Genomic DNA, 19,476 nt, shown 5'->3' on the forward strand with positions numbered 1-19,476 from the left:
TCACGCCTCCGCCAGCAGATAGCCGACGCCGCGGATCACATGGATCTCCACACCGGCCCCGGCCTGCTGCAGCGCCTTGCGCAGCTTGGAAATGTGCGCGTCGAGTGCATTGGACTGGATCTCGTCATCAAACCCGTACACCGCCGCTTCCAGCGCGCTGCGTGTGACCGTGCGCCCCTGGCGCATCGCCAGCGCCTGCAGCACCAGCACCTGGCGCCGGGGCAGTGCCAGCGGCTGGCCTCCCACCTGCGCCTGCAGCGATTCGAAGTCGAATTCCAGCCGCCCCAGGTGCAGGCGCGGCGTCACCATCGCCGAGGGCCGCCGTGAGACTGCACGGATCCGCGCCATCAGTTCCTCGATCGCCACTGGCTTCACCAGGTAGTCATCGGCCCCCACATCCAGGCCCTCGACCTTGTCTGACAACGTGCCCTTGGCGGTCAGCATGATCACCGCCAGGTTAGGCCGCAGTGCACGCGCGGTGGCGACGAACGCCGCGCCATCGCCATCGGGCAGCTGGCGGTCGAGCAACATCAACTGGTGTACCGGTTCGCGCAGCGCGATCGTAGCTTCGGCCAGGCTTCCGACCACGTCGGCGACCACGCCCTGCCGCTCCAGGCCCGATTGCAGGGCTCGGGACAGATCGGGATCGTCTTCGACCAGGAGGATGCGCATCAGGGGGTTCGGCTACCGGAAACGCTGCCGATCATAGTGCCTTGCGCCGGGTTTGGGCGCCTTCGCGTGCCGATTGCCGACGCGCAATGTTCTGACAATGTTGCGCCCGCACCATGCACAGCCATCCTCCGCAAAGTGGCTGATCGATGCCGTTGCTGCCCCCGACCCTGCTGCGCCTGTTGCTGTTCTCCGCTGCCATCAGCTTTCCGTTGGCCGCCAACCAGCGGTTCGGCGATGCAGTAAAGGACAGCCCGATGGCGCGGCGTGGGACACAGACGTCGGCCTTCGTTTCCCTGATGCGCTCGTTCTGAGCGAGCGCCCGTTACAGACAAGGACACCCCTCATGGCCTGCGTCTCCGCCCCCCTCGAAGCCCATGCGATCCTGTGTGCTCCCGACCTGGACAGCGCAGAACGTGCGTATCTGGGCCTTATGCCCGATCTGGAGCATGTGGATGCGCTGGCCCGCCGCGCACTCGGGCTTTCGCGCGTCGCCGATGCGGCACGCACCTACGCGCTGTCGATGACCCTGGTCGGGCTGCGCCTGCAGGAACTTGAGATGAGCGAAGCGACCGCAAAGGAGCACCGCCAGGCTACGCTGCACAGCCTGCGGCAGGTCTTCAACGCCTGAGCGCAGGGGCGCGATGGCTCAGCGGAAGGTGGCCCAGGCCAGCACCGCAGCCAGCAGAGCTACCCAGACCACGGCCTTGAAGGTGCCTTCCAGCATGTTGCCGCCCAACAGCAGCTCGACGAATGGATTGGTCCGGGGAGCCGGAACATGCTCGCTCATCTGAGATGGATCCTGAGAGTGGTAGGGACGCGCACGCCACGGCGACACGCGGAACGCCTGCTTAACAACTCGCGCCGCAGTTCGGGTATGTTCCCGACAACGCTGCGTTCAAGGATGATCAATGCTCAAGCGCGCCCTGGTTCCTGTTGCTGCCCTGCTGCTGTCGGCGTTGATCATCGCGCTGGGATGGCAGAACCGCCAGTTGCGGCAGATCAACGAGCAGATGGCCGCCCAGCTGCAGGCCATGCAGCATGAGGCGCATGGCCTGGCGCTGGGCACGCGTGCCGATACGTTGGCATTGAAAACCACCCAGCGCACCCGGGTGATGATCGGCGGCGAACGCAGCACTGCCCAGATCCTGTACTTCTTTTCCACCGCCTGCCGCTATTGCCTGGCCTCGATGCCGCAGCTGCAGCAGATTGCTGGCGGACGTGGCACCAGCGAGCTGGTCGGCGTGGGGCTTCCTCCCTACGATGAACTGGCCGACTACGCCGGCAAGCACGATCTGCGCTTCCCGATTGCCATCGACAGCGACGGCGATGCCGCCAGACGCTACCGCGCCACGGTCACACCGATGCTGGTGGTGCTGGCTGCAGATGGCAGCGTGGCCTACAAACACGTCGGCCAGCTCGATGAGCAGGTCGTGCAGGCCGCCATGAAGTCGCTGGCGCCTCGCCTTGCATTGCACTGAGGCGCCACGCGCCCGATCCGCGCGCCCGCCCTCGCCACCAGATTCGCGCCACAACCGGCACTCCGGTGCCTTCGGCAACTGCAACACCAACGCCAACCAAGGAGATACACATGATCGGAAAGAAGGTCCTTTCGTCCGTCGCCGGTATCGTCGTTGTCGCCGCGCTGTCGTTCGGCGCGTCCCGGGCCTTTGCGAAGCCAACCAAGGCTGGCTTCGCGCCGGGCTGCACCTACACGCCGGGCTGCGTTTTCGGCGGCAACGGGACAATCGGTGGTACCCGCATCTGCTGCCAGCCGAACTGACCTGTGCAAGGCCGTCCCGCAAACGGCCTACACCGTGCATTTCCACACCTGAAGGAGCCACGCATGATCGGTAAGAAGAAGCTGTTCTCGTCTGTCGCCGGTATCGTCGTTGTCGCGGCCATGGCCTTCGGCACCAGCCAGGCCTTTGCCGTTGCGCCCAAGACCGGCTATGCGCCCGGTTGCGAGCCGCATCCGAGCTGCCCGTTCGGCAACTCCGGCAAGCCTGGCCAGGTGCTGTGCTGTGATCCGCTGTAATCGAAGCCGAGCTGCGGGTCGCCAGCGCTGACCCAGCGCAGCGGTGTTGATCGGCGCCCACCCGCATCGGGCATCGCGCCGGGCCGTCTCTTGGGGCGGCCCGGCACTTCCGGCCCCGGATTCATCCTTCCCCGGGCGCCTTGGCGCGCGCTTTACCGGCTTTCGTCGCATACCGGTTTCACACCGCAGGGGGCAGTGCCACGCTGGACTCCCTTCTCCGGAGCACCGTGCCATGCCGATGCTTGCCCTGCTGCTGTTGTGCGCTGGCCTGTTCGGCCGCGATACCGACGCCGGGGATGCTTCCCTGCGCAGCCAGATCCTGCAGGCCGAGGCTGGGCAGGCAGGAGCATCTCCAATGCCGGATGAGAAAGCAGACCCGGCCACCCTTCAGCTTTACCGGCTGCGCCAGGATCGCGTGCTGCGCGTGGGCAACCAGCCCCTGCGGGCGGACACCCCGCAGCAGCGCACCGGCTCGGCACGCGTTGCGCAGGTCTGGGAACGCGTGGACGGGCATTGGCGGCTGCAGCGCATGATCAGCATCGACGAATGGGTGGCCCAACGCTGACCGCTGGCTGCAGCCCGCTGGCGCAAACGAAAAAAGCCGGCCCGGGGCCGGCTTTCATTCTGATCCACCGTTGCACCGGCAGTGCCGGGAGCCAGGTGGTGGGCGGTACAGGGTTCGAACCTGTGACCCCTACCATGTCAAGGTAGTGCTCTACCGCTGAGCTAACCGCCCATCTTGTTCTTGCCGCCCAAAAGCTGGCCTTGCTACGTAAAAACCCGGCGCCAGGGCCGGGCTTTGCATTTCACGACAGCCCTCTTCCGAGGACTTCGTGGTGGGCGGTACAGGGTTCGAACCTGTGACCCCTACCATGTCAAGGTAGTGCTCTACCGCTGAGCTAACCGCCCGTTTTTGCTTCTGAACGTTCGCGATTGCGTCGGTGCAGGCCGCGTATATTACGTATGCCCGCCGTGAAGTGCAATACTTTCGTGAAGAAGATGCTGCACTGCCGCGTTCAGCCCAGACTCGCCTCCTTCAGCTGCCTGATCTGGTCGCGCACGCGGGCCGCGTCCTCGAATTCGAGGTCCTTCGCATGCTGGTACATCTGCTGTTCCAGCGCCTTGAGACGGGACGCCAGCTGGGCCGGGCTGAGCGAGCGATAGTCGCCCCCGTCCTCGGCCACGCCAGGCCTGCCCTTGCCCTTGCCCTTCCTCGCTTCCTTCTCTGCCGCATCCGAACGCGCGCCTTCCAACACGTCGACGATCGGGCGCGCCACCGAGCGCGGCACGATGCCATGTTGCTCGTTGTACTCGACCTGTTTGGCACGACGGCGGTCAGTCTCATCGATCGCGGCCTGCATCGAACGGGTGATCTTGTCCGCATACAGGATCGCCTTGCCACGCACGTTGCGCGCGGCACGGCCGATGGTCTGGATCAGCGAACCGGTGGAACGCAGGAAGCCCTCCTTGTCGGCATCAAGGATCGCCACCAGCGATACCTCGGGCATGTCCAGGCCTTCGCGCAGCAGGTTGATGCCGACCAGCACGTCGAACTTGCCCAGCCGCAGGTCGCGGATGATCTCCACGCGCTCGACCGTGTCCACGTCCGAGTGCAGGTAGCGCACGCAGATACCATGTTCGGTGAGGTATTCCGTGAGATTCTCGGCCATGCGCTTGGTCAGCGTGGTGACCAGCACGCGGTCGCCCGCCTTGATGCGCGCGTTGGCCTCGCTCATCAGGTCGTCGACCTGGGTACCGACCGGGCGGATCTCCACCACCGGGTCGATCAGGCCGGTCGGGCGCACCACCAGTTCGGTGATCTCGTCACCGGCTTCACGCAGTTCATAGGGCCCGGGCGTGGCCGACACGTAGATGCTGCGCGGGCAGCGCTCCTCCCACTCCTCGAAGCGCAGCGGGCGGTTGTCCAGCGCCGACGGCAGGCGGAAACCGAATTCGACCAGGGTCTCCTTGCGCGAGCGGTCGCCCTTGAACATGGCGCCGATCTGCGGAATGGTCACGTGCGATTCGTCGATCACCAGCAGTGCATCCGGCGGCAGGTAATCGAACAGGGTCGGCGGCGGCTCGCCGGCATTCTTGCCGGTCAGATGCCGGGAGTAGTTCTCGATGCCGTTGCAGTAGCCAACCTCGGCCATCATTTCCAGGTCAAACTGGGTGCGCTGGGCCAGGCGCTGCGCCTCCACCAGCTTGTTCTGCGCGTAGAGCTGCTCCAGCCGCTCCTTCAGCTCCACCTTGATCGTCTCGATCGCTGCCAGCACGCGCTCGCGCGTGGTCGCGTAGTGTGTCTTCGGATAAACAGTGAAACGCTGCATGTTGCGCAGCGTCTCGCCGGTCAGCGGGTCGAACAGTGTGATCTTCTCGACCTCGCCATCGAAAAGTTCCAGGCGCAGCGCCTCGCTGTCCGACTCGGCCGGGAACACGTCGATCACTTCGCCGCGCACGCGGAAGGTACCGCGCTGCAGCTCGTACTCATTGCGCGTGTACTGCAGCTGGGTGAGGTGATTGATCAGGTCGCGCTGGTCGATGCGCTCGCCCTTGGACAGGATCAGGCGCAGTGAAAGGTAGTCTTCCGGCGCACCCAGGCCATAGATCGCGGACACCGTGGCCACCACGATCGCGTCCGGGCGCGACAGCAGGGTCTTGGTCGCGGCCAGCCGCATCTGCTCGATGTGTTCGTTGATCGAACTGTCCTTCTCGATGAAGGTGTCCGACGACGGCACGTAGGCTTCCGGCTGGTAGTAATCGTAGTAGCTGACGAAGTACTCCACCGCGTTGTGCGGGAAGAATGCCTTGAACTCACCGTACAGCTGCGCCGCCAGCGTCTTGTTCGGCGCCATGATCAGCGTCGGCTTCTGCACGTTCTGGATGACGTTGGCGATGGTGTAGGTCTTGCCCGAACCGGTGACGCCCAGCAGGGTCTGCTTGGCGATGCCCGCTTCGAAGTTACTGGTCAGCTTTGCGATGGCATCAGGCTGGTCGCCTGCCGGCGAATACGGCGAGACGAGTTCAAAACGGTCGCTCATGGTGTTGCCAGTTCCCGGGAAGGGTGAGTATACGGGGCAAGCGGTGACGGCCAGCTGAGGGGTTTCCGGGCAGGCGGGCGCGGCAGTGCCTGATGGCGAATGCCCCGGCGTACGGCGAGGCTGCAGGCATGTCCCTTCGCCATCGCCCTGCCCGGCTCCACCGCGGGCTCCATCTGATCGAGTTCCTGATCGCCGTCATGGTGTTGGCGGTCCTGCTGGCGTTGGCGTGGGGCCCTTGGCAACGCATGTTGCGGCACTTCCAGGCGGAAACGCTGCGCGCCGAACTGGTGACCAGCCTGTCGATGGCACGCAGTGCCGCCATCACCGAACGCCGCCGCGTGACGGTCTGTGGCTCGTCGGATGGCATGACCTGCGACCAGGCATGGCGCCAGGGCTGGCGGGTACAGGTCGAACCGGCCAACAGCGCAACCGGCGCCGGAAGGGAACTGCGCGTGCACAGGGCACGCCAGCGTCATGTCGACCTGCGCGCCAGCGATAATCGGCCCGACGTGCGGTTCCGGCCCGACGGCCGCAATGCAGGCACCAACCAGTCCATCGTGCTGTGCGTGGACGGACAGGAGCACAGCCGCGTCATCATCAGCGTCCCCGGACGGGTCAGGAGCCAGCGCCCGCAAAGGCCCATCCCCTGCTGATGCCCGCAATGCCAACGCAGAAACGAAAAAAGCCGCGATTTCTCGCGGCTTTTTTCGAATCTGGCGCCCGAAGTTGGACTCGAACCAACGACCCCCTGATTAACAGTCAAGTGCTCTAACCGGCTGAGCTATTCGGGCGGGGTGCGCATTTTAGCCAGCGTTCGGTGGGGAGTGCAAGCCTTTTATGCGATGCCGCCCAAAGGCCTGCCCTTTACCAGCATCCGGGCCCCTTGCTGGCATTCGGCGTCTTTCGTCCGGCCTGGTCCAGGGTCAGTGTGCCGCAGTCATCCTTCTTCTGGATCTCGGTCGGTGCCGCCTGGAGGGTAAAGGAGGTGCCATTTGGCGTTCCCACGTAGGAAAGCGTGTATCTGGCGGTACCGTCCCGTGGCGATTGCGAGAAGGGCAGCGTCATGCCCGCATAGGTGTTCTCCACGGTATGCCGCCGCTCCAGCATCTGCGCCAGCTCGACCAGATCGGCCTTGGCCTGGGCACGATTGGCCTTGCGCACATAGGCCTGGTACGAAGGCAACGCGATGGCAGCAAGAATGGCGACCACGGCCACGGTGATCATCAGCTCGATCAGGGTGAAGCCGGTGGCGGTTCGACGCCTGCTGTACACATGCATGGGCAACCTCGATATCGGATTCATCAACGGATCTGCCGCCACGATTGCCGCCCACAGGGCCGTGGCATGTAAAGCGGATCGGCGCCGGCCGCACGCAGCACGAACGTACACTGGCTGGCCTGCAGCATCTTGTCGACCGTGCACCCGGTGTCGCCAGGTTTGCAGGGCGTAAGCTTGGGCACAAAGATGTTGGTGTCCTTCACTGGCGGCCCTTGGCTAAGATCACCCTTCTTGGTCAGGGCGACACCACCGCAGTTGCCGGTGCACAGCGCTTCTCCGCCGATGGTTGGGCTCAAGCCGGACATCTGGCCCCCACCGGTCAGCAGATTCAGACCGTACAGCCAGTTCACGCCACCGCCGCTTCCGCAGATGGCGGTACCTGGCACATAGGACGTGAAGAACACGATGCCGTTCTGCACACGGGGGTTGCCGACGAAGCGTTCGCCTTCGACTGCCGATCCGGCCTGCAGGTCCACATACCAGCCGCGGGCCGAACCGTAGTTCACCGCATTGCGGGTGACATCACGCAATTGATAGCCGCTGGCCGATGTGCCGGTAGTGATCACCTGCTGTACCAGATTGTCGCGCGTGCCAACCGCAATGGCGAGGTTATCCCAGATGCCATACAGCGACTGCACTGGCGAGGTGCTGCTGACCGCATTGTCATCGGCGGCGAAATACTGGCCGGTACCGAAGAACAGACTGATGCCGCCGCCCGGACCCGTGCTGATCTCGATGCCGCTCATGATCGGCTGCGGGCTGTTGTTGCGCGTAGCGGTGAACAGCGGCGTTCCAGACAGGGCAATGTTCCAATCGGTCGGATCGGTGCTGGAAAGATCGAACTTCCAGATATTGCCCTGCATGTCACCGCCATACACAGTGTCGGTGATGCCGTCATTGTTCTTCAACGCCACCGTGGCGATGTTGATCAGGCCATTGCGTGCCGCGTACTTGGCACCTACCGGCGAAAGCCGCTTGAGTACCTTGCCGGTCTGGATATCAACCACGAACAGCGCTGCCTTGCCGCTGGTGGAGTTGACGCCATTGCCGAAGATCGCGACGAAGCGCGGCGCAGCATTGGCATCGGCGCCCTTCACCGCCACCACAGCCGGCTTGCCCAGCACGAACCCGAGATCCGACTCTGTCTTGCCCGAGACTTCCCACAACACACTCGATGCACCGAACGCGGTCGGATCGCTGACATTCAGCGCGAACACGGAGCCATTGCCTACGCTCGTCGCATTGGGCGCCTTGCTGGAGCCACCACCACCCGTGGTGCCCACCAGCACCGTGTTCCAGGCATCCCCGTAGTAGACGTCGGACGACGTCAGTGGGCCATCCACGTAGTAGCGATGCCCATACTTGGGATTGGCCAGCTCGGCAATGTGCTGCATGGCAGCTGACGGAATGAAGGCCAGTTCTTCGGTACCGCCGGATGCTCCATTCGAACCGTTGAAACCATGCACCATCCCGTCATTGGCGCCAACATAGATCATCGTCGGCGGCCCCGAGGTCGCGCGCTTCGCTTTCAGGAAGGCGTCATAAGACGTGCCCAGCGTCGCCTTCCACTTGACTGTCGACTGCCTCGCCCAGCCTGCATAGCCGAAGTCATCCGTCTTGGAGACGATCTCGGTGGTGGAATTGACGATGTCACCCAACGGCGAAGTACGCGAACGGAGCCCGCTCACCGCCGCGCCGCGCAGATAGTTGACCAGGGTGGTCGAGGTCTGATTCGCGAACCATGCAGGAATCGAGTCACTGAATCCCAATGCCGACAGCTTCGCCCGCTCATCGTTGCCCGGCAGATTGGTGGCCAGGAACTCGTTCGCATTGACCGGGGTCACCGTGCCATCGGACGCGGTCTTCGTCGGGGACGTCGCCATGTAGATGCGGCGCGTGGCACTGCCGATGTTGCTGGACGCCTTCCACAGCACGGCTCCGTCCGCACCCTGGCCGTCGACCTGGGTGGCAATGACATCACCGGTCCAGTCCACAGTGCCAGAGGGCACGCTGTAATGGGACGATACAGTGAACGAGTTGGTCGAAATGCGCGCGCCACTGCCGCTACCACCGACCGGCGCATCACCTTCCGCTGCGCTGTTGAAGATCGCCTCCAGCGCCTCCTTCAGTTTGGTCGGATTGCGTGCCAGGAAGTAGTTATCCGGCACCCCTGGCTTCTTGCTGTCCCACTTCTTACCGGCCGGGACACCGTACTTGGCGGCATACCACAGCGGGCTCTGCAGCTGGCCCGCCGCAGTGGTAGAGGCCTTGTACTTGATGACTACCGGCCTCTGCCAGTTGCTCGGGAAGTTGTTTGTGCTGGTCAGCACGGAGCCATTGCTGTTGCCCGGACGCAGCGCCAGACGCTGCACGGTGCTGGAGGCATTTGAGCCTGTGATCGTGTAGCCCGTCAGCATTGCGTTGCCAGCGTAGGCCGACAGGTTCTCGATCCGGATGAGCACTTCATCCTCCTCGACCTTGCCGGCCAAAGTGGTGCCAATCCAATCCACCCCTTTGTTTGCAGTTGTGTAGTCGCACAGTCGCGTATTGCCCGCGGCGCTGTTGCTCACTTTCGCATCAGCACGCCAGCAGATGTTGTTGAAGGTGCCGGTATCGTTGCACGCGGCGCCCACGCAGTAGCTCAGCATGGCAACGACGTCGTTGTCATGGTCATTGCCCCACAGCGAGTCTTCCCACACCAGCGAGAAGCTGCCGGACTTCGCATCTGTCCGGTAGGGACGGCCATAGATCAGCTTCCCGCCAGTGTCGTTGGCCTGCTTGGTGCCAATGCCGACCGAACCCAGGAAACAGCTGCGCCAGCCCGTGCTCGCTGCCGTTGCGCCTGAGGTGTTGTTGGCCTGGCAGAGTGGGGCCAATCCGATCTTGCTGTTGCCCACCGCGATCTCGAACTGCGGAAGGTTCTCCGCCATGGCAACGGCATAGGTGGTGGCAGTGACCTTGTACGTACTTGGTTTGTTCTGCACGTTGGGACGCAGATCGGTCTCAGCTGCGGCCTTGGCCAGTCCCGCCATCAGGAAGCTGCCTTCCATCGAAGGAATGTCGGGGCAGATGCCACGCGCCTTGCTGAGGCCACTGATTGTCTGCCCTTGGCAGATATCGCTATGGGTATCAAGTGAGGTGTAGCGCGGCGTATCACCCACGCGACCGATCATGTAGCTCTTGCCAGCGATTCCTTCGGCCATGCCGACTGCATCGGTCGCGGACACCGCAGACGCAAGGCCGGTCACGGAACCGACGTTGTCACTGTCGAAGGACGGCAGGCCCGAAGACAGCACCAGGATGTTGCAGGTCGCACAATAAGAGTTGCCACCTTCTGCGGGCAGGCGGTAGGGATCCTTCCAGCTGATATTGGTTGGCAGGCCGCTGAGATCTCCGCTGTCACTATAGACCTTGGAACCCGCAGTGATGTAGCGCAGCGCCTCCGCATACATTTCCGCCAACGGATTGCCCCAGGCACTGCACTTCTGGCCTCCGGTTCCCGGATCGGTCAGATTGCCATTTCCCTTCTGGTCCTGTCGATTGAGGATGCCGTAGGTGTTGCAGTCATTCCAGTTGTTGGACCAGTTCCAGTTGTCCAGACGGAAGCTTGAAATCGCATTGATCACGCCCTCATCGTCGGCTTTGGCGCTTCCCGTCAGATTCAGGTAGCAGAACTGCCCCGTAGACAGGTCGATTTCATCACCCACGCCGCAGAACTTCGTACCGTTGCCCGCGATCTTGCCGATGTTCCGCCGCAGGACACCGCCATCCCGCGGATTGGCGTAGGTTCCCGTCACGAGCCCAAAGCGCAGTCGCCCGCTCTCACCGTAGGTCTGCAGCAGCCCAGCCGGCTTGAAACGGTCGGTGATGCCATCGTTGTATTTGCGGCAGAAACTCTCACGCACCGTTGAGCTGGCATCACACACTTCCACGCGCACGGTGTAGTCCGTGGCCGAGCGGGGAATGTCCGCGTAGCCATCGGCGTTGCTGGCTCGTCCGGTATCGCACTGGTTGCTGGCCGTCGAGGCCCACTCGCCCAGTGCACCTTCGGCCACGCGCATCAGCGGCGCCCCGGTTGCAGAACGGGTCGCACTGCAGAAGCTGAAGGTTGTCCCGCTTCCAGCAAGGTTGGCGAACTCGCGAAGATCCGATCCACTGTAGACCTTGACCCACGCATGCAGATCGCTGGGGATCGGCGCCCGCTCCAACACCGTCTTTTCCTTCGTATCGGTGAAGCGCTGGCCGCCGTACAGCACGTAGCGCATCACGTCCAGGCGACTCATCGTCACCCAGTTGAGGAAGTTGCCCGACCACGCGCCGCTGCAGCTGTGCTTGTTGGCGCCCTTCGCCTCTGCACTGGCCTTGAAGACACCGCTGTTGTACGAGTAACAGAGGTTGTAATCGAAGTAGCCTGAGTAATCGAACTTGTCCTGGTAGGTGGTGTCCAGCACCCCGTCCCCGTCCAGGTCGCTGTAATCGCTGTAGGCCTTGTTGAACAGCTGCTCGTCACGCGACATCACCATCATCATCAATGGCGGCTGGCTCTGCTTGCTGTACAGCGGCTCCTGCGCGATGTCGTAGTCACCAAGCGCGGCCTGCAGCGGAATGATCAACGCGGCAAGGCCGGCAAGCGCAGCAACACCCACACCGGCCCGCAGCCAGCTGGAGGAACGAAGTGGAAGGAAACGGCGCTCGCTGTTCATGGGATGAAGATCGTATCGATGACCGCACTGGCGGACGCATTGGAGGGATCGTCACTGGCAAGCGCCGTGACCTGGTAGATGTTCCCGGTTTCTTCGTTCTGTCGGCCGCCGGTGCGCCGGCTGGACGCTGCAAAGCACTTGTCGATGCGACGCGTATAGGTGGACTTGGTCTCACTGAGACCATCGGCCCAGGTCTGCGGATCGTAGGAGGGACTGCATTCCTCCTGGCTGGCCTTGAAGATGCCCCCGTCAGCCAGCGCCTTCTCGATGGATTTCTCGGTCTGCCGGGCGTCGGCCTCAGCATTCTGGAAGGCAACGTTGCTGCGCAGATAGTTGGCAGCCATCCGTTCCTGCATGCTTGTGACCTGCATGCCGGCGATGCCCAGCAGGGCCATCAGCACCAGCATGATCAGCACGACGTACAGCACCGCGCCGCGCTGGGAACGCGGTGAATGCAGAGAATGGCGGCGGGCGGGATGGGTACGCATGGTGGCCTCAGTTGCCATACAGGCGATTGCGCAGAGCGATCGTGCTCTGGTAGGCGGCGCGCATGCGGCCGTCAGAAGGCGCGGTGTATGTCACGCCGAGCGCGGTCAGCGGCGTACTTGAACTGGCCTGGACGGATGCGGCCGGGTCTGGACTGGACACCACCAGCCCCAGTTGCACCGTGCCCACGCGCTGCCAGCCACGCGAGGTCGGCACGATGGAGGCCTGAACATCGGTCGCGGTACCCTGGCGATCAATGTAGCCGGTCGGCGACACCGTGCTCAGACCGTGATCCTGGCCGTACAGAAGCTGCATGTTCTCCACGCCTTCGACCAGCGCCTCTGCTGGTCCCGCGACCAAGGCAGCACCGGGCTTGGCGGTGAATCGAAGGCGATACAGCGACGATTGCTTGGTCGTAGCGTCGTAGCCCACGTACAGGATGGACGTCTCGGCGCGATACAGCACCGCTTGGCCGGGCTGGTAGTTGCGGGCGATGGCCACGTCGTTGTTGGGTGCAGTGCCCACTGTCACGGTACCGGCCTTTGCGTCGATCGCACGAGCCTGGAAGACCGTGGCGGAAATGCAGTCGGCCACACCGAACAGCCCCGCGTCGGTAACTCCGCTATCAAGCACGGCAAGACGTTTTGGATCAAAACTGAAAACCGGCTGGGCAACCGTTCCGGCTACCGCGGTGACCGGCACACCGGTCGGCACCAGATAGCGCAGAGCGACGATATCGCTGCCATCGACCCGGTTCTTGATGGCCGCGGCGAACTCACTCGGCAACGCCGGGGAGTACTTGGTGCCCCCCGTTGACGGCGTTGCCGCCAACGTCACTGCGTCGCCCGGCTTGGTATTCGTTGCCTCGTAGCCCTGGATCGACCGCGCGAAGTCCAGCGCGGGGTGTCCTCCCGCAGCAAAGGTGGTTGCCAAGGTGCCCTGCGGATCATGCGCCTGATCGTTCACGCAACCGAAGTGCCCCGCCATGCGCAGTTCGCGTTGCAGGGAATCCATCGCGAAACGACTGTTCTCCTGGACCCGCGCAAGCCCTTCAGACAGCTGGTAGGCCGTGCGTGAAGCGGCGAACACTTGGACCACGCCCAGCATGATGATCAGGCCGATGGTCAGGGCGATCATCAGCTCGATCAACGACAGGCCACTCATCGTTTGGCGGGAGCGCATTCTGGTCATCACAGCAGGCTCTCGGCGGCAAAGGTGGTGTCAGCCTTCGAATCGGGATTCCAACGCTCATCGCCCCAGCTGACCGATACCCTTACCCGGCCGTCATTGACAGTCACCGTTCCGGACGCCGAGTCACCCAGTGCGCGGCCGAGGCGACAGCGCCAGTCGCGGGTGAAGTCATCCTTGCCGATATCCTTGCCAATGGACGGCGCGCAGTCCCCCTTGCCGGTGGTAGCAGCATAGGTACCGGCATAGCTGAGCGCGTTGATCCGGTTGGCCCGGATCTGATCAAGCAGTTCGTACCCCAGGTTGGTGGCCTGGGTGCGATAGTTCGCGCTCTGCACGAACCGTACATTCATCGTCTGCAGCAGCGCGAAGCCCAGCAGGCCGATACCCATCACCAGGATCGCGATCATGACCTCGATCAGGGTGAAACCTCCCTGCGCCGCACGGTGCGGCTGGAAGCCGATCCTTTTCATGAGCAACTCTCCTTCAACAGCCGCACCTGTCCCGTAGGCGATATGCGCAGCGTTCGCTGCAGGGGCTGGTCGCCACACTTTTCAGGGCGCAGTGTCACATCGACTTCCGCGTTGGCGCGATTGCGGCCACGGCCATCGAAGCCGATGGTCAACGCTTCGGTTGCGGACTTCATGGTCGGGCGACCTTCGCTGTAGCGCAGCACGTTCTCACCGGAATCAAGCGCCCCGTTGCCGTTGCGATCTTCCCAGACCATCCAGCCGTCGGCCCAGCTGCTGCCATCACACTCTTTGCCCGCTGTGGATGCGCATAGAGCCCCACCACGCGTGTTTTTTATCGCCTCGGAACGGGCAAGCGCCAGCGACGCGATCAGTTCGTTGGTCGTCGTGGCCACACGATTTGAGCGGATCGTACTCTGGAAGCTGGGATAGGCGATGGTGCTCAGGACCGCCAGCACGGCAACCGTGACCATCAACTCAACCAGCGTGAAGCCGTTTTGCCGGCGCAAAGACATTGGACGCTCCCCAGCGTGTTGGTGGCCACGATGGGCCATCGCCCCGTCACCGGCAAGCGGCGGCAGGATGAACGGTCAATCCGGGGCGACGGGCGTCAAAGCCTTGACGACCCGCCCTCCCCTACCCGTGCCGGCGCGATCCCCATCACGCCGGCGCAGGCTCAGGCCAGCACCTGGTAGCAGGGCTGGTATTCGCCGGAGATCTTCATCCGGCGCTGCTCGACGAAGGCGCGCAGCAATGCGTCCAGGGCCTGCATCATGTCCGGATCGCCATGGATCTGGAACGGTCCGAACTGCTCGATGCGGCGCATGCCGTCCTCCTTCACATTGCCGGCCACGATGCCCGAGAACGCCCGGCGCAGGTCGGCCGCCAGCGCGTGCGGCGCACGCCCGTGGTGCAGGTCCAGCGCGGCCATCGCCTCATGGGTCGGCACGAACGGCTGCTGGTACTCCCACGGAATCTCAATCGACCAGTTGAAGAAGAACGAGTCCTTCTGCGCCAGGCGGTGCTCGCGCACGCGCTTGATGCCGTTGGCCATCTTCTTGGCCACCGCGACCGGGTCACCGATGATGATCTCGTAGCGCTCGGCGGCAGCATCGCCCAGGGTCAGGCGGATGAAGCGGTCGATCTGCTCGAAGTACGGCGCCGCCACGGTCGGGCCGGTCAGGATCAGCGGGAACGGCAGGTCCTTGTTTTCTTCGCGCAGCAGGATGCCGAGCAGGTACAGGATTTCCTCGGCGGTGCCGACGCCACCGGCAAACACGATGATGCCGTGGCCGATGCGGACGAAGGCCTCAAGGCGCTTCTCGATGTCCGGCATGATCACCAGGTGGTTGACGATCGGGTTCGGCGACTCGGCGGCGATGATGCCCGGCTCGGTCAGGCCGATGTAGCGCGTCACGGTGCGGCGCTGCTTGGCGTGGGCAATGGTGGCGCCCTTCATCGGGCCCTTCATCGCGCCCGGGCCGCAGCCGGTGCAGATGTCCAGGCCGCGCAGGCCCAGCTCGTAACCGACCTGCTTGGTGTACAGGTATTCATCGCGCGAGATCGAGTGGCCGCCCCAGCACACGACCAGGTTCGGGTCGCCCGGGTTGAGGATGCGCGCATTGCGCAGCAGGCCGAACACCGCGTTGGTGATGCCCTCGGACGACTCCAGCTCGGCCGCGTAGGCCGGGCCCATCTCGATGGCCATGTAGGCCAGGTCGCGCACCACTGCGAACAGCAGTTCGGCGACACCGCGGATGATCTCGCCGTCGACGAAGGCCATCGCCGGTGCGTTGACCAGATCGATGCGCACGCCGCGATCCTGCTGCGCCACCTGGATGTCGAAATCGGGGTACAGATCGCGCGCCGCGCGCGGATCGTCAGAGGCGCTGCCGCTGGTCAGCACGGCCAGCGCGCAGCGGCGCAGCAGCTCATGCATGCCGCCGGCAGACGCATCGCGCAGGCGGGCCACTTCCGCCCGCGACAGCACATCCAGCCCACCGCGCGGGTAGATCCGCGCGTCCTGCACCGGCAGTGCGCGGGCTGATTTTTCGTTCGTGGTCATATCCAATTTTTCGCTTCCTTCAAGGTTTCCGACTGTACTGCCGCCCCCTTAAAAAGCAAAACGGCCGGGAAGCCCGACCGTTGGATGTGTGCTTCCTGCGTTCGCCTTTCCGGCACCGCATCGGCGGCGTTGGCACCGCGCACATTTCCGCATACTACGCCGATGCCAGGGGACCTGCAAGGACTTTCGCATGAAAGAAAAACGGCCGGGTTTCCCCGGCCGCTTTCACCTACTGCTTCAGATTCTGACGGATCAGAACTTGTACTTCAGGGTCAGCTGCATCGACCAACGCGACACGGCGGTGTTGCCCTTGTCGTTGTTGTTTTCCTGCACCGACGGGTTGTCGGTCGAACCGGTGAAGGAGTACACGTACTTGCCGGTGGCCGGATCGATACCTGCGTAGTTGGCAACGCGACGGGTCGAGTAGAAGCCGTAGTCGTCGATCAGGCCCCACTTCTTGTTCAGCAGGTTGCCGACATTCATGATGTCCAGGGCGACTTCACCCTTGTGACCCTTCATGAAGCCCGGGAATTCCTGGCTGACGCGGACGTCGAAGCTGTTGACCCACGAGGCGCGGTGGCGGTTGGCCGGGACCACGCTGCCGCGGTAGGCATCGAGTTCCGGATTCTGCGCCAGCCAATCGAAGAACTGCTTCTCCATCGCGGCACCACCGGTGAACAGCACGTCGCCCGGACCCTTCGGCACGTAGAACAGGTCGTTGGTGGTGGCACCGTCGCCGTTGGCATCGTTGTAGAAGATGTAGCTGTACGGACGGCCCGAGCGACCTTCGTAGAACAGGCCCACGCGGGTGGCGTTGTCACCGAAGAAGTTGTGCTTCCACTCCAGGGTGCCGGTGACGCGGTCCTTCATCGCGTAACGCGAATTGTAGGCCACGTTCTCATTGGCGTTGAAGATGAGCGTGTTGTTCCAGTTCGAGGTGTTCTGCGAGCTGGACAGCGGGCTGACCTCGGTCGACTTGGTGTAGGTGTAACCCAGCGACCAGCCCCAGTTCTCGGTCAGCGGCTTGGCCAGCGAGAAGGTGGCCTGGGTGCCGCGACCCTTGTCGGTATTGCGCAGGACCAGAACGTCGCCGATGTCCTTCGGACGGTTGAAACGATCAACCGCATTTTTGGTACCGGTCGAAATGCCGTAGTCGACACCCTTATCGATGCGAGTGTTCGCCGAGTTGCGTCCAGCATCGTTCCAGTAGATCGCGCGGCCATCCTGACCGAAGGCGGTCGGCGCCGACACGTCCAGACGGTCGAAGTAGATGCCGTCCTTGACCTTGGTGAACAGCACTTCGGCCGACGCGACGATGCCGTACCACGGCAGCTCATGGTCGAACGCCAGGTTGGCCTTCCACACCGACGGCAGGCGGGTGCCCGGCGCGATGATGTCGACGTTCTGACGGGCCGAAGCCGGGCCACCGGCCGGGATGTACGGGTTGTTGCCGTCCGGAGTGAAGGCACCGGCCGGGATGCTGCGCTCGTCGTACTCGATGTAGTTCAGGCCGGTGTTCTGGTAGGCACCTGCCAGCCACACGTTCGGGGCGGCGCCGCCGAACAGGCCCACGCCACCGCGCAGCTGGGTCGGGCGATCGCTGTCGAAGGTGTAGTTGAAGCCGACGCGCGGCTGCACCAGGTTCTTGTCGACCAGCTTGGTGTTGTTGAAGCCGTACAGCTGCTCGATGCGCGGGTTGTACAGGCGCTGGGTGCTGAAGTCAGGCATGTCGATGCGCACGCCGAACATCAGGTTCAGGTTGTAGTTGATCGCCCAGGTGTCCTGCACGAACACGCCGGTGTTCTTCAGGGTGAAGTCGGCCGGGATGTCGCTGCGGCTGCCATCGGCGCGAGGAGCACGCAGCTGGTAGCGCGAAGCATTGCCCGCCAGGAAATCGTTGACGCTGTTGAATTCGTACACGCCGTTGAGGTTGCGGCCGTAGAAGTTCATCAGGTCATTCTTCGAGTAATCGAAGCCGAACTTGACGGTGTGGTCACCGATGTACCAGGTACCGGCACCAAAGGCGCTCAGTTCCTTCGACTCGACGATGTTGACGTGGGTGTTCTGTTCGGTACCGACGTACAGCGAATCGTTGCCCGACTTGATGCGGATCTGCGGCATGTCGACCAGCGGGACGCGGTTGGCCGAGTAATCCTTGTGCGAGACCTTGAACTCGGTCGAGAAGTTCTCGGACCAGTCACTGAACAGTTCGCCCATCCAGGTTTCGTACTCGGTGGGCTGCTGGTACCAGAAGTTGCTCAGCGAGATGGCGCTGCTGCTGACCTGCGGGAAGCGAACGACGTTCTGCTCCATCTTGTTGTAGCGCAGGGCCGCACGGTGGTTCTCGTTGATGTTCCAGTCCAGCTTGACCGCATACTCCTCGATCTCGGTCTTGCTGTTCGGCGCCGTCAGGCTGCCCGGATCGTAGCCCAGCTTGCCCAGGAAGTTCTGGACGTCGGTGATCTGCTGCTGGGTGATGGTGCCACGGCCGATCGGCGTGTCGCTCAGCGCGACGCCGGCGGCCGAGCGCTCGTACTTTTCGTAGTTGGTGAAGAAGAACAGCTTGTCCTTGACGATCGGGCCGCCGAAGGTCATGCCGTAGGTCTTCTCGTCCTCGAAGCCGTTGAAGTCCTGCTTGTCACCTTCCAGGCGCGAACGGACCATGTCCTTGTCGCGGTACGAGCCGTACACGGTGCCGTGGAATTCATTGGTGCCCGACTTGGTCACGGCGTTGATCACCGCACCGGTACCACCGGCGATGGTGGTGTCGTAGTTGGCCAGGTCGATGTTGATTTCCTGGATGGCGTCCATCGACACCGGCTGACGCTCGGTCGGCAGGTTGTTGGAGCCCAGGCCGAACGGATCGGAGGCGCTGATGCCGTCGATGCGGATGGCGTTGTAACGGGTGTTCTGGCCACCGGCCGAGATCGCGCCGTCAGCCTTGCTGACCTGCGAGATGCGCGGATCCAGGCGGACGTAGTCCTGGATGTTGCGGCTGGCCGACGGCAATGCATCCATCGTTTCGCGGGTCACGTTGGTGCCGGTGCCCATCTTGTTGGCGCTGAACAGGTCCAGGCCGCCGGCAGTGGCGACAACGTTCACCGCGTCCAGGTTGGTCGCAGCCAGATCACCGCCCAGGTTGGCATTGACGGTGTTGACCTGGTTCAGGTTCAGGTAGACACCTTCTTCGGTCTTGGTGCCTTCACCGGGCTTGGTGATGGTGATGGTGTACGGACCACCCACGCGCAGGCCGCGCGCGTTGTAGCGACCCGACGCATCGGTGGTGGCACGCGAAACAGTGCCCGACTCGGTGTGCGTGATGGTGACTTCAGCGCCGGCAACAGGCTGGCCTGCGGCGGACATCACCTGGCCGCCGACACCGGCGGAGGTGCTGCTCTGGGCGAAGGCGGGAGCGGCAGCAAGTGCAGCCACGAGACCAAGGGTAAGCTTGGACATCCGGAGTGGGTGGGTCATTTTTCGGTAGCCTCGATGCGAGTTGGCGATGGCGGAAAAAAAGCGCATCCAAGCAGCCCTGCGG

At 63.4% G+C, this 19,476-nt stretch carries 17 protein-coding genes, 3 tRNA genes and 1 pseudogene; 7 read left to right on the forward strand and 14 right to left on the reverse strand.

Translation table 11 applies throughout. The annotated features are described in order from the left end of the window. Positions 1–672, reverse strand: a complete 672-nt coding sequence (locus tag VG543_RS00460) for a response regulator transcription factor (protein ID WP_019659002.1) — start codon at positions 670–672, stop codon at positions 1–3. 209 nt (positions 673–881) lie between these two features. On the opposite strand from VG543_RS00460, the pseudogene VG543_RS00465 reads away from it, so the two are divergent. Continuing rightward, positions 882–983: pseudogene (locus VG543_RS00465) on the forward strand (MipA/OmpV family protein); the annotation flags it as partial. A gap of 32 nt (positions 984–1,015) precedes the next feature. Then, positions 1,016–1,300, forward strand: coding sequence for a hypothetical protein (locus VG543_RS00470; RefSeq protein ID WP_019659004.1), 285 nt, complete (start codon positions 1,016–1,018; stop codon positions 1,298–1,300). Positions 1,301–1,318: 18 nt separating this feature from the next. Here the strand turns inward: VG543_RS00470 and VG543_RS00475 are convergent, their stop codons facing one another. Then, entirely contained in the window at positions 1,319–1,459 is a 141-nt protein-coding gene (locus VG543_RS00475) for a hypothetical protein (protein ID WP_423177446.1), read from the reverse strand. A gap of 121 nt (positions 1,460–1,580) precedes the next feature. On the opposite strand from VG543_RS00475, the gene VG543_RS00480 reads away from it, so the two are divergent. The 4 genes from VG543_RS00480 (at position 1,581) to VG543_RS00495 (ending at position 3,272) form a co-directional block, all read left to right on the forward strand. Then, on the forward strand, positions 1,581–2,150 hold the full coding sequence (locus tag VG543_RS00480) for a peroxiredoxin family protein (protein WP_019659006.1): 570 nt from the start codon (positions 1,581–1,583) through the stop codon (positions 2,148–2,150). Between the two features lie 110 nt (positions 2,151–2,260). Further along, positions 2,261–2,452, forward strand: coding sequence for a hypothetical protein (locus tag VG543_RS00485; protein ID WP_423177448.1), 192 nt, complete (start codon positions 2,261–2,263; stop codon positions 2,450–2,452). Positions 2,453–2,515: 63 nt separating this feature from the next. Beyond that, entirely contained in the window at positions 2,516–2,707 is a 192-nt protein-coding gene (locus VG543_RS00490) for a hypothetical protein (RefSeq protein WP_019659008.1), read from the forward strand. Between the two features lie 232 nt (positions 2,708–2,939). Continuing rightward, the gene (locus VG543_RS00495) at positions 2,940–3,272 is read left to right on the forward strand and encodes a hypothetical protein (protein ID WP_021203592.1); all 333 of its coding nucleotides are present in this window, start codon (positions 2,940–2,942) and stop codon (positions 3,270–3,272) included. A gap of 96 nt (positions 3,273–3,368) precedes the next feature. On the opposite strand, the gene VG543_RS00500 is transcribed toward VG543_RS00495, so the two are convergent. The 3 genes from VG543_RS00500 to uvrB all read right to left on the reverse strand — a co-directional run bounded on the left by VG543_RS00500 (position 3,369) and on the right by uvrB (position 5,748). Further along, a tRNA-Val gene (locus VG543_RS00500) sits at positions 3,369–3,443 on the reverse strand. 98 nt (positions 3,444–3,541) lie between these two features. Then, positions 3,542–3,616, reverse strand: a tRNA-Val gene (locus tag VG543_RS00505). A 107-nt stretch (positions 3,617–3,723) separates the two neighbouring features. Then, positions 3,724–5,748, reverse strand: a complete 2,025-nt coding sequence (uvrB, locus tag VG543_RS00510) for an excinuclease ABC subunit UvrB (RefSeq protein WP_423177450.1) — start codon at positions 5,746–5,748, stop codon at positions 3,724–3,726. A 92-nt stretch (positions 5,749–5,840) separates the two neighbouring features. Here uvrB and VG543_RS00515 point away from each other — a divergent pair, with 92 nt between their 5' ends. Further along, complete coding sequence (locus VG543_RS00515) at positions 5,841–6,401, forward strand: GspH/FimT family pseudopilin (protein WP_329847283.1); 561 nt, start codon at positions 5,841–5,843, stop codon at positions 6,399–6,401. A gap of 61 nt (positions 6,402–6,462) precedes the next feature. Here VG543_RS00515 and VG543_RS00520 read toward each other — a convergent pair. The 9 genes from VG543_RS00520 to VG543_RS00560 form a co-directional block, all read right to left on the reverse strand. Continuing rightward, a tRNA-Asn gene (locus VG543_RS00520) sits at positions 6,463–6,539 on the reverse strand. A 73-nt stretch (positions 6,540–6,612) separates the two neighbouring features. Then, a complete protein-coding gene (locus VG543_RS00525; protein WP_049446493.1) occupies positions 6,613–7,026 on the reverse strand; it encodes a type IV pilin protein in 414 nt (137 codons plus the stop codon). Between the two features lie 23 nt (positions 7,027–7,049). Continuing rightward, positions 7,050–11,729: a pilus assembly protein gene (locus VG543_RS00530; protein WP_423177453.1), complete on the reverse strand. Its 4,680-nt coding sequence runs from the start codon at positions 11,727–11,729 to the stop codon at positions 7,050–7,052. After that, positions 11,726–12,235: a pilus assembly PilX family protein gene (locus tag VG543_RS00535; RefSeq protein ID WP_307741273.1), complete on the reverse strand. Its 510-nt coding sequence runs from the start codon at positions 12,233–12,235 to the stop codon at positions 11,726–11,728. Before VG543_RS00535 ends, VG543_RS00530 begins: the two co-directional genes overlap by 4 nt. Beyond that, positions 12,225–13,406 (reverse strand): PilW family protein, encoded by a 1,182-nt coding sequence (locus VG543_RS00540; protein WP_423177454.1) that lies wholly within the window; start codon positions 13,404–13,406, stop codon positions 12,225–12,227. The genes VG543_RS00535 and VG543_RS00540 overlap by 11 nt, the downstream gene beginning before the upstream one ends. Beyond that, positions 13,406–13,876 carry a type IV pilus modification protein PilV gene (gene pilV, locus VG543_RS00545; RefSeq protein WP_227843948.1) on the reverse strand — a complete coding sequence of 157 codons (471 nt, stop codon included), beginning with the start codon at positions 13,874–13,876 and terminating at the stop codon, positions 13,406–13,408. The genes VG543_RS00540 and pilV overlap by 1 nt, the downstream gene beginning before the upstream one ends. Continuing rightward, positions 13,873–14,388, reverse strand: a complete 516-nt coding sequence (locus VG543_RS00550; RefSeq protein ID WP_251102268.1) for a GspH/FimT family pseudopilin — start codon at positions 14,386–14,388, stop codon at positions 13,873–13,875. Before VG543_RS00550 ends, pilV begins: the two co-directional genes overlap by 4 nt. A 161-nt stretch (positions 14,389–14,549) precedes the next feature. After that, complete coding sequence (ppnN, locus tag VG543_RS00555; RefSeq protein ID WP_005408855.1) at positions 14,550–15,938, reverse strand: nucleotide 5'-monophosphate nucleosidase PpnN; 1,389 nt, start codon at positions 15,936–15,938, stop codon at positions 14,550–14,552. A gap of 252 nt (positions 15,939–16,190) precedes the next feature. After that, positions 16,191–19,412, reverse strand: coding sequence for a TonB-dependent receptor (locus VG543_RS00560; RefSeq protein ID WP_423177456.1), 3,222 nt, complete (start codon positions 19,410–19,412; stop codon positions 16,191–16,193). Positions 19,413–19,476 lie beyond the last annotated feature (64 nt).

It is taken from the genome of Stenotrophomonas sp. CASM101 (assembly GCF_049384845.1).
Taxonomy (GTDB): Bacteria; Pseudomonadota; Gammaproteobacteria; order Xanthomonadales; family Xanthomonadaceae; genus Stenotrophomonas; species Stenotrophomonas hibiscicola.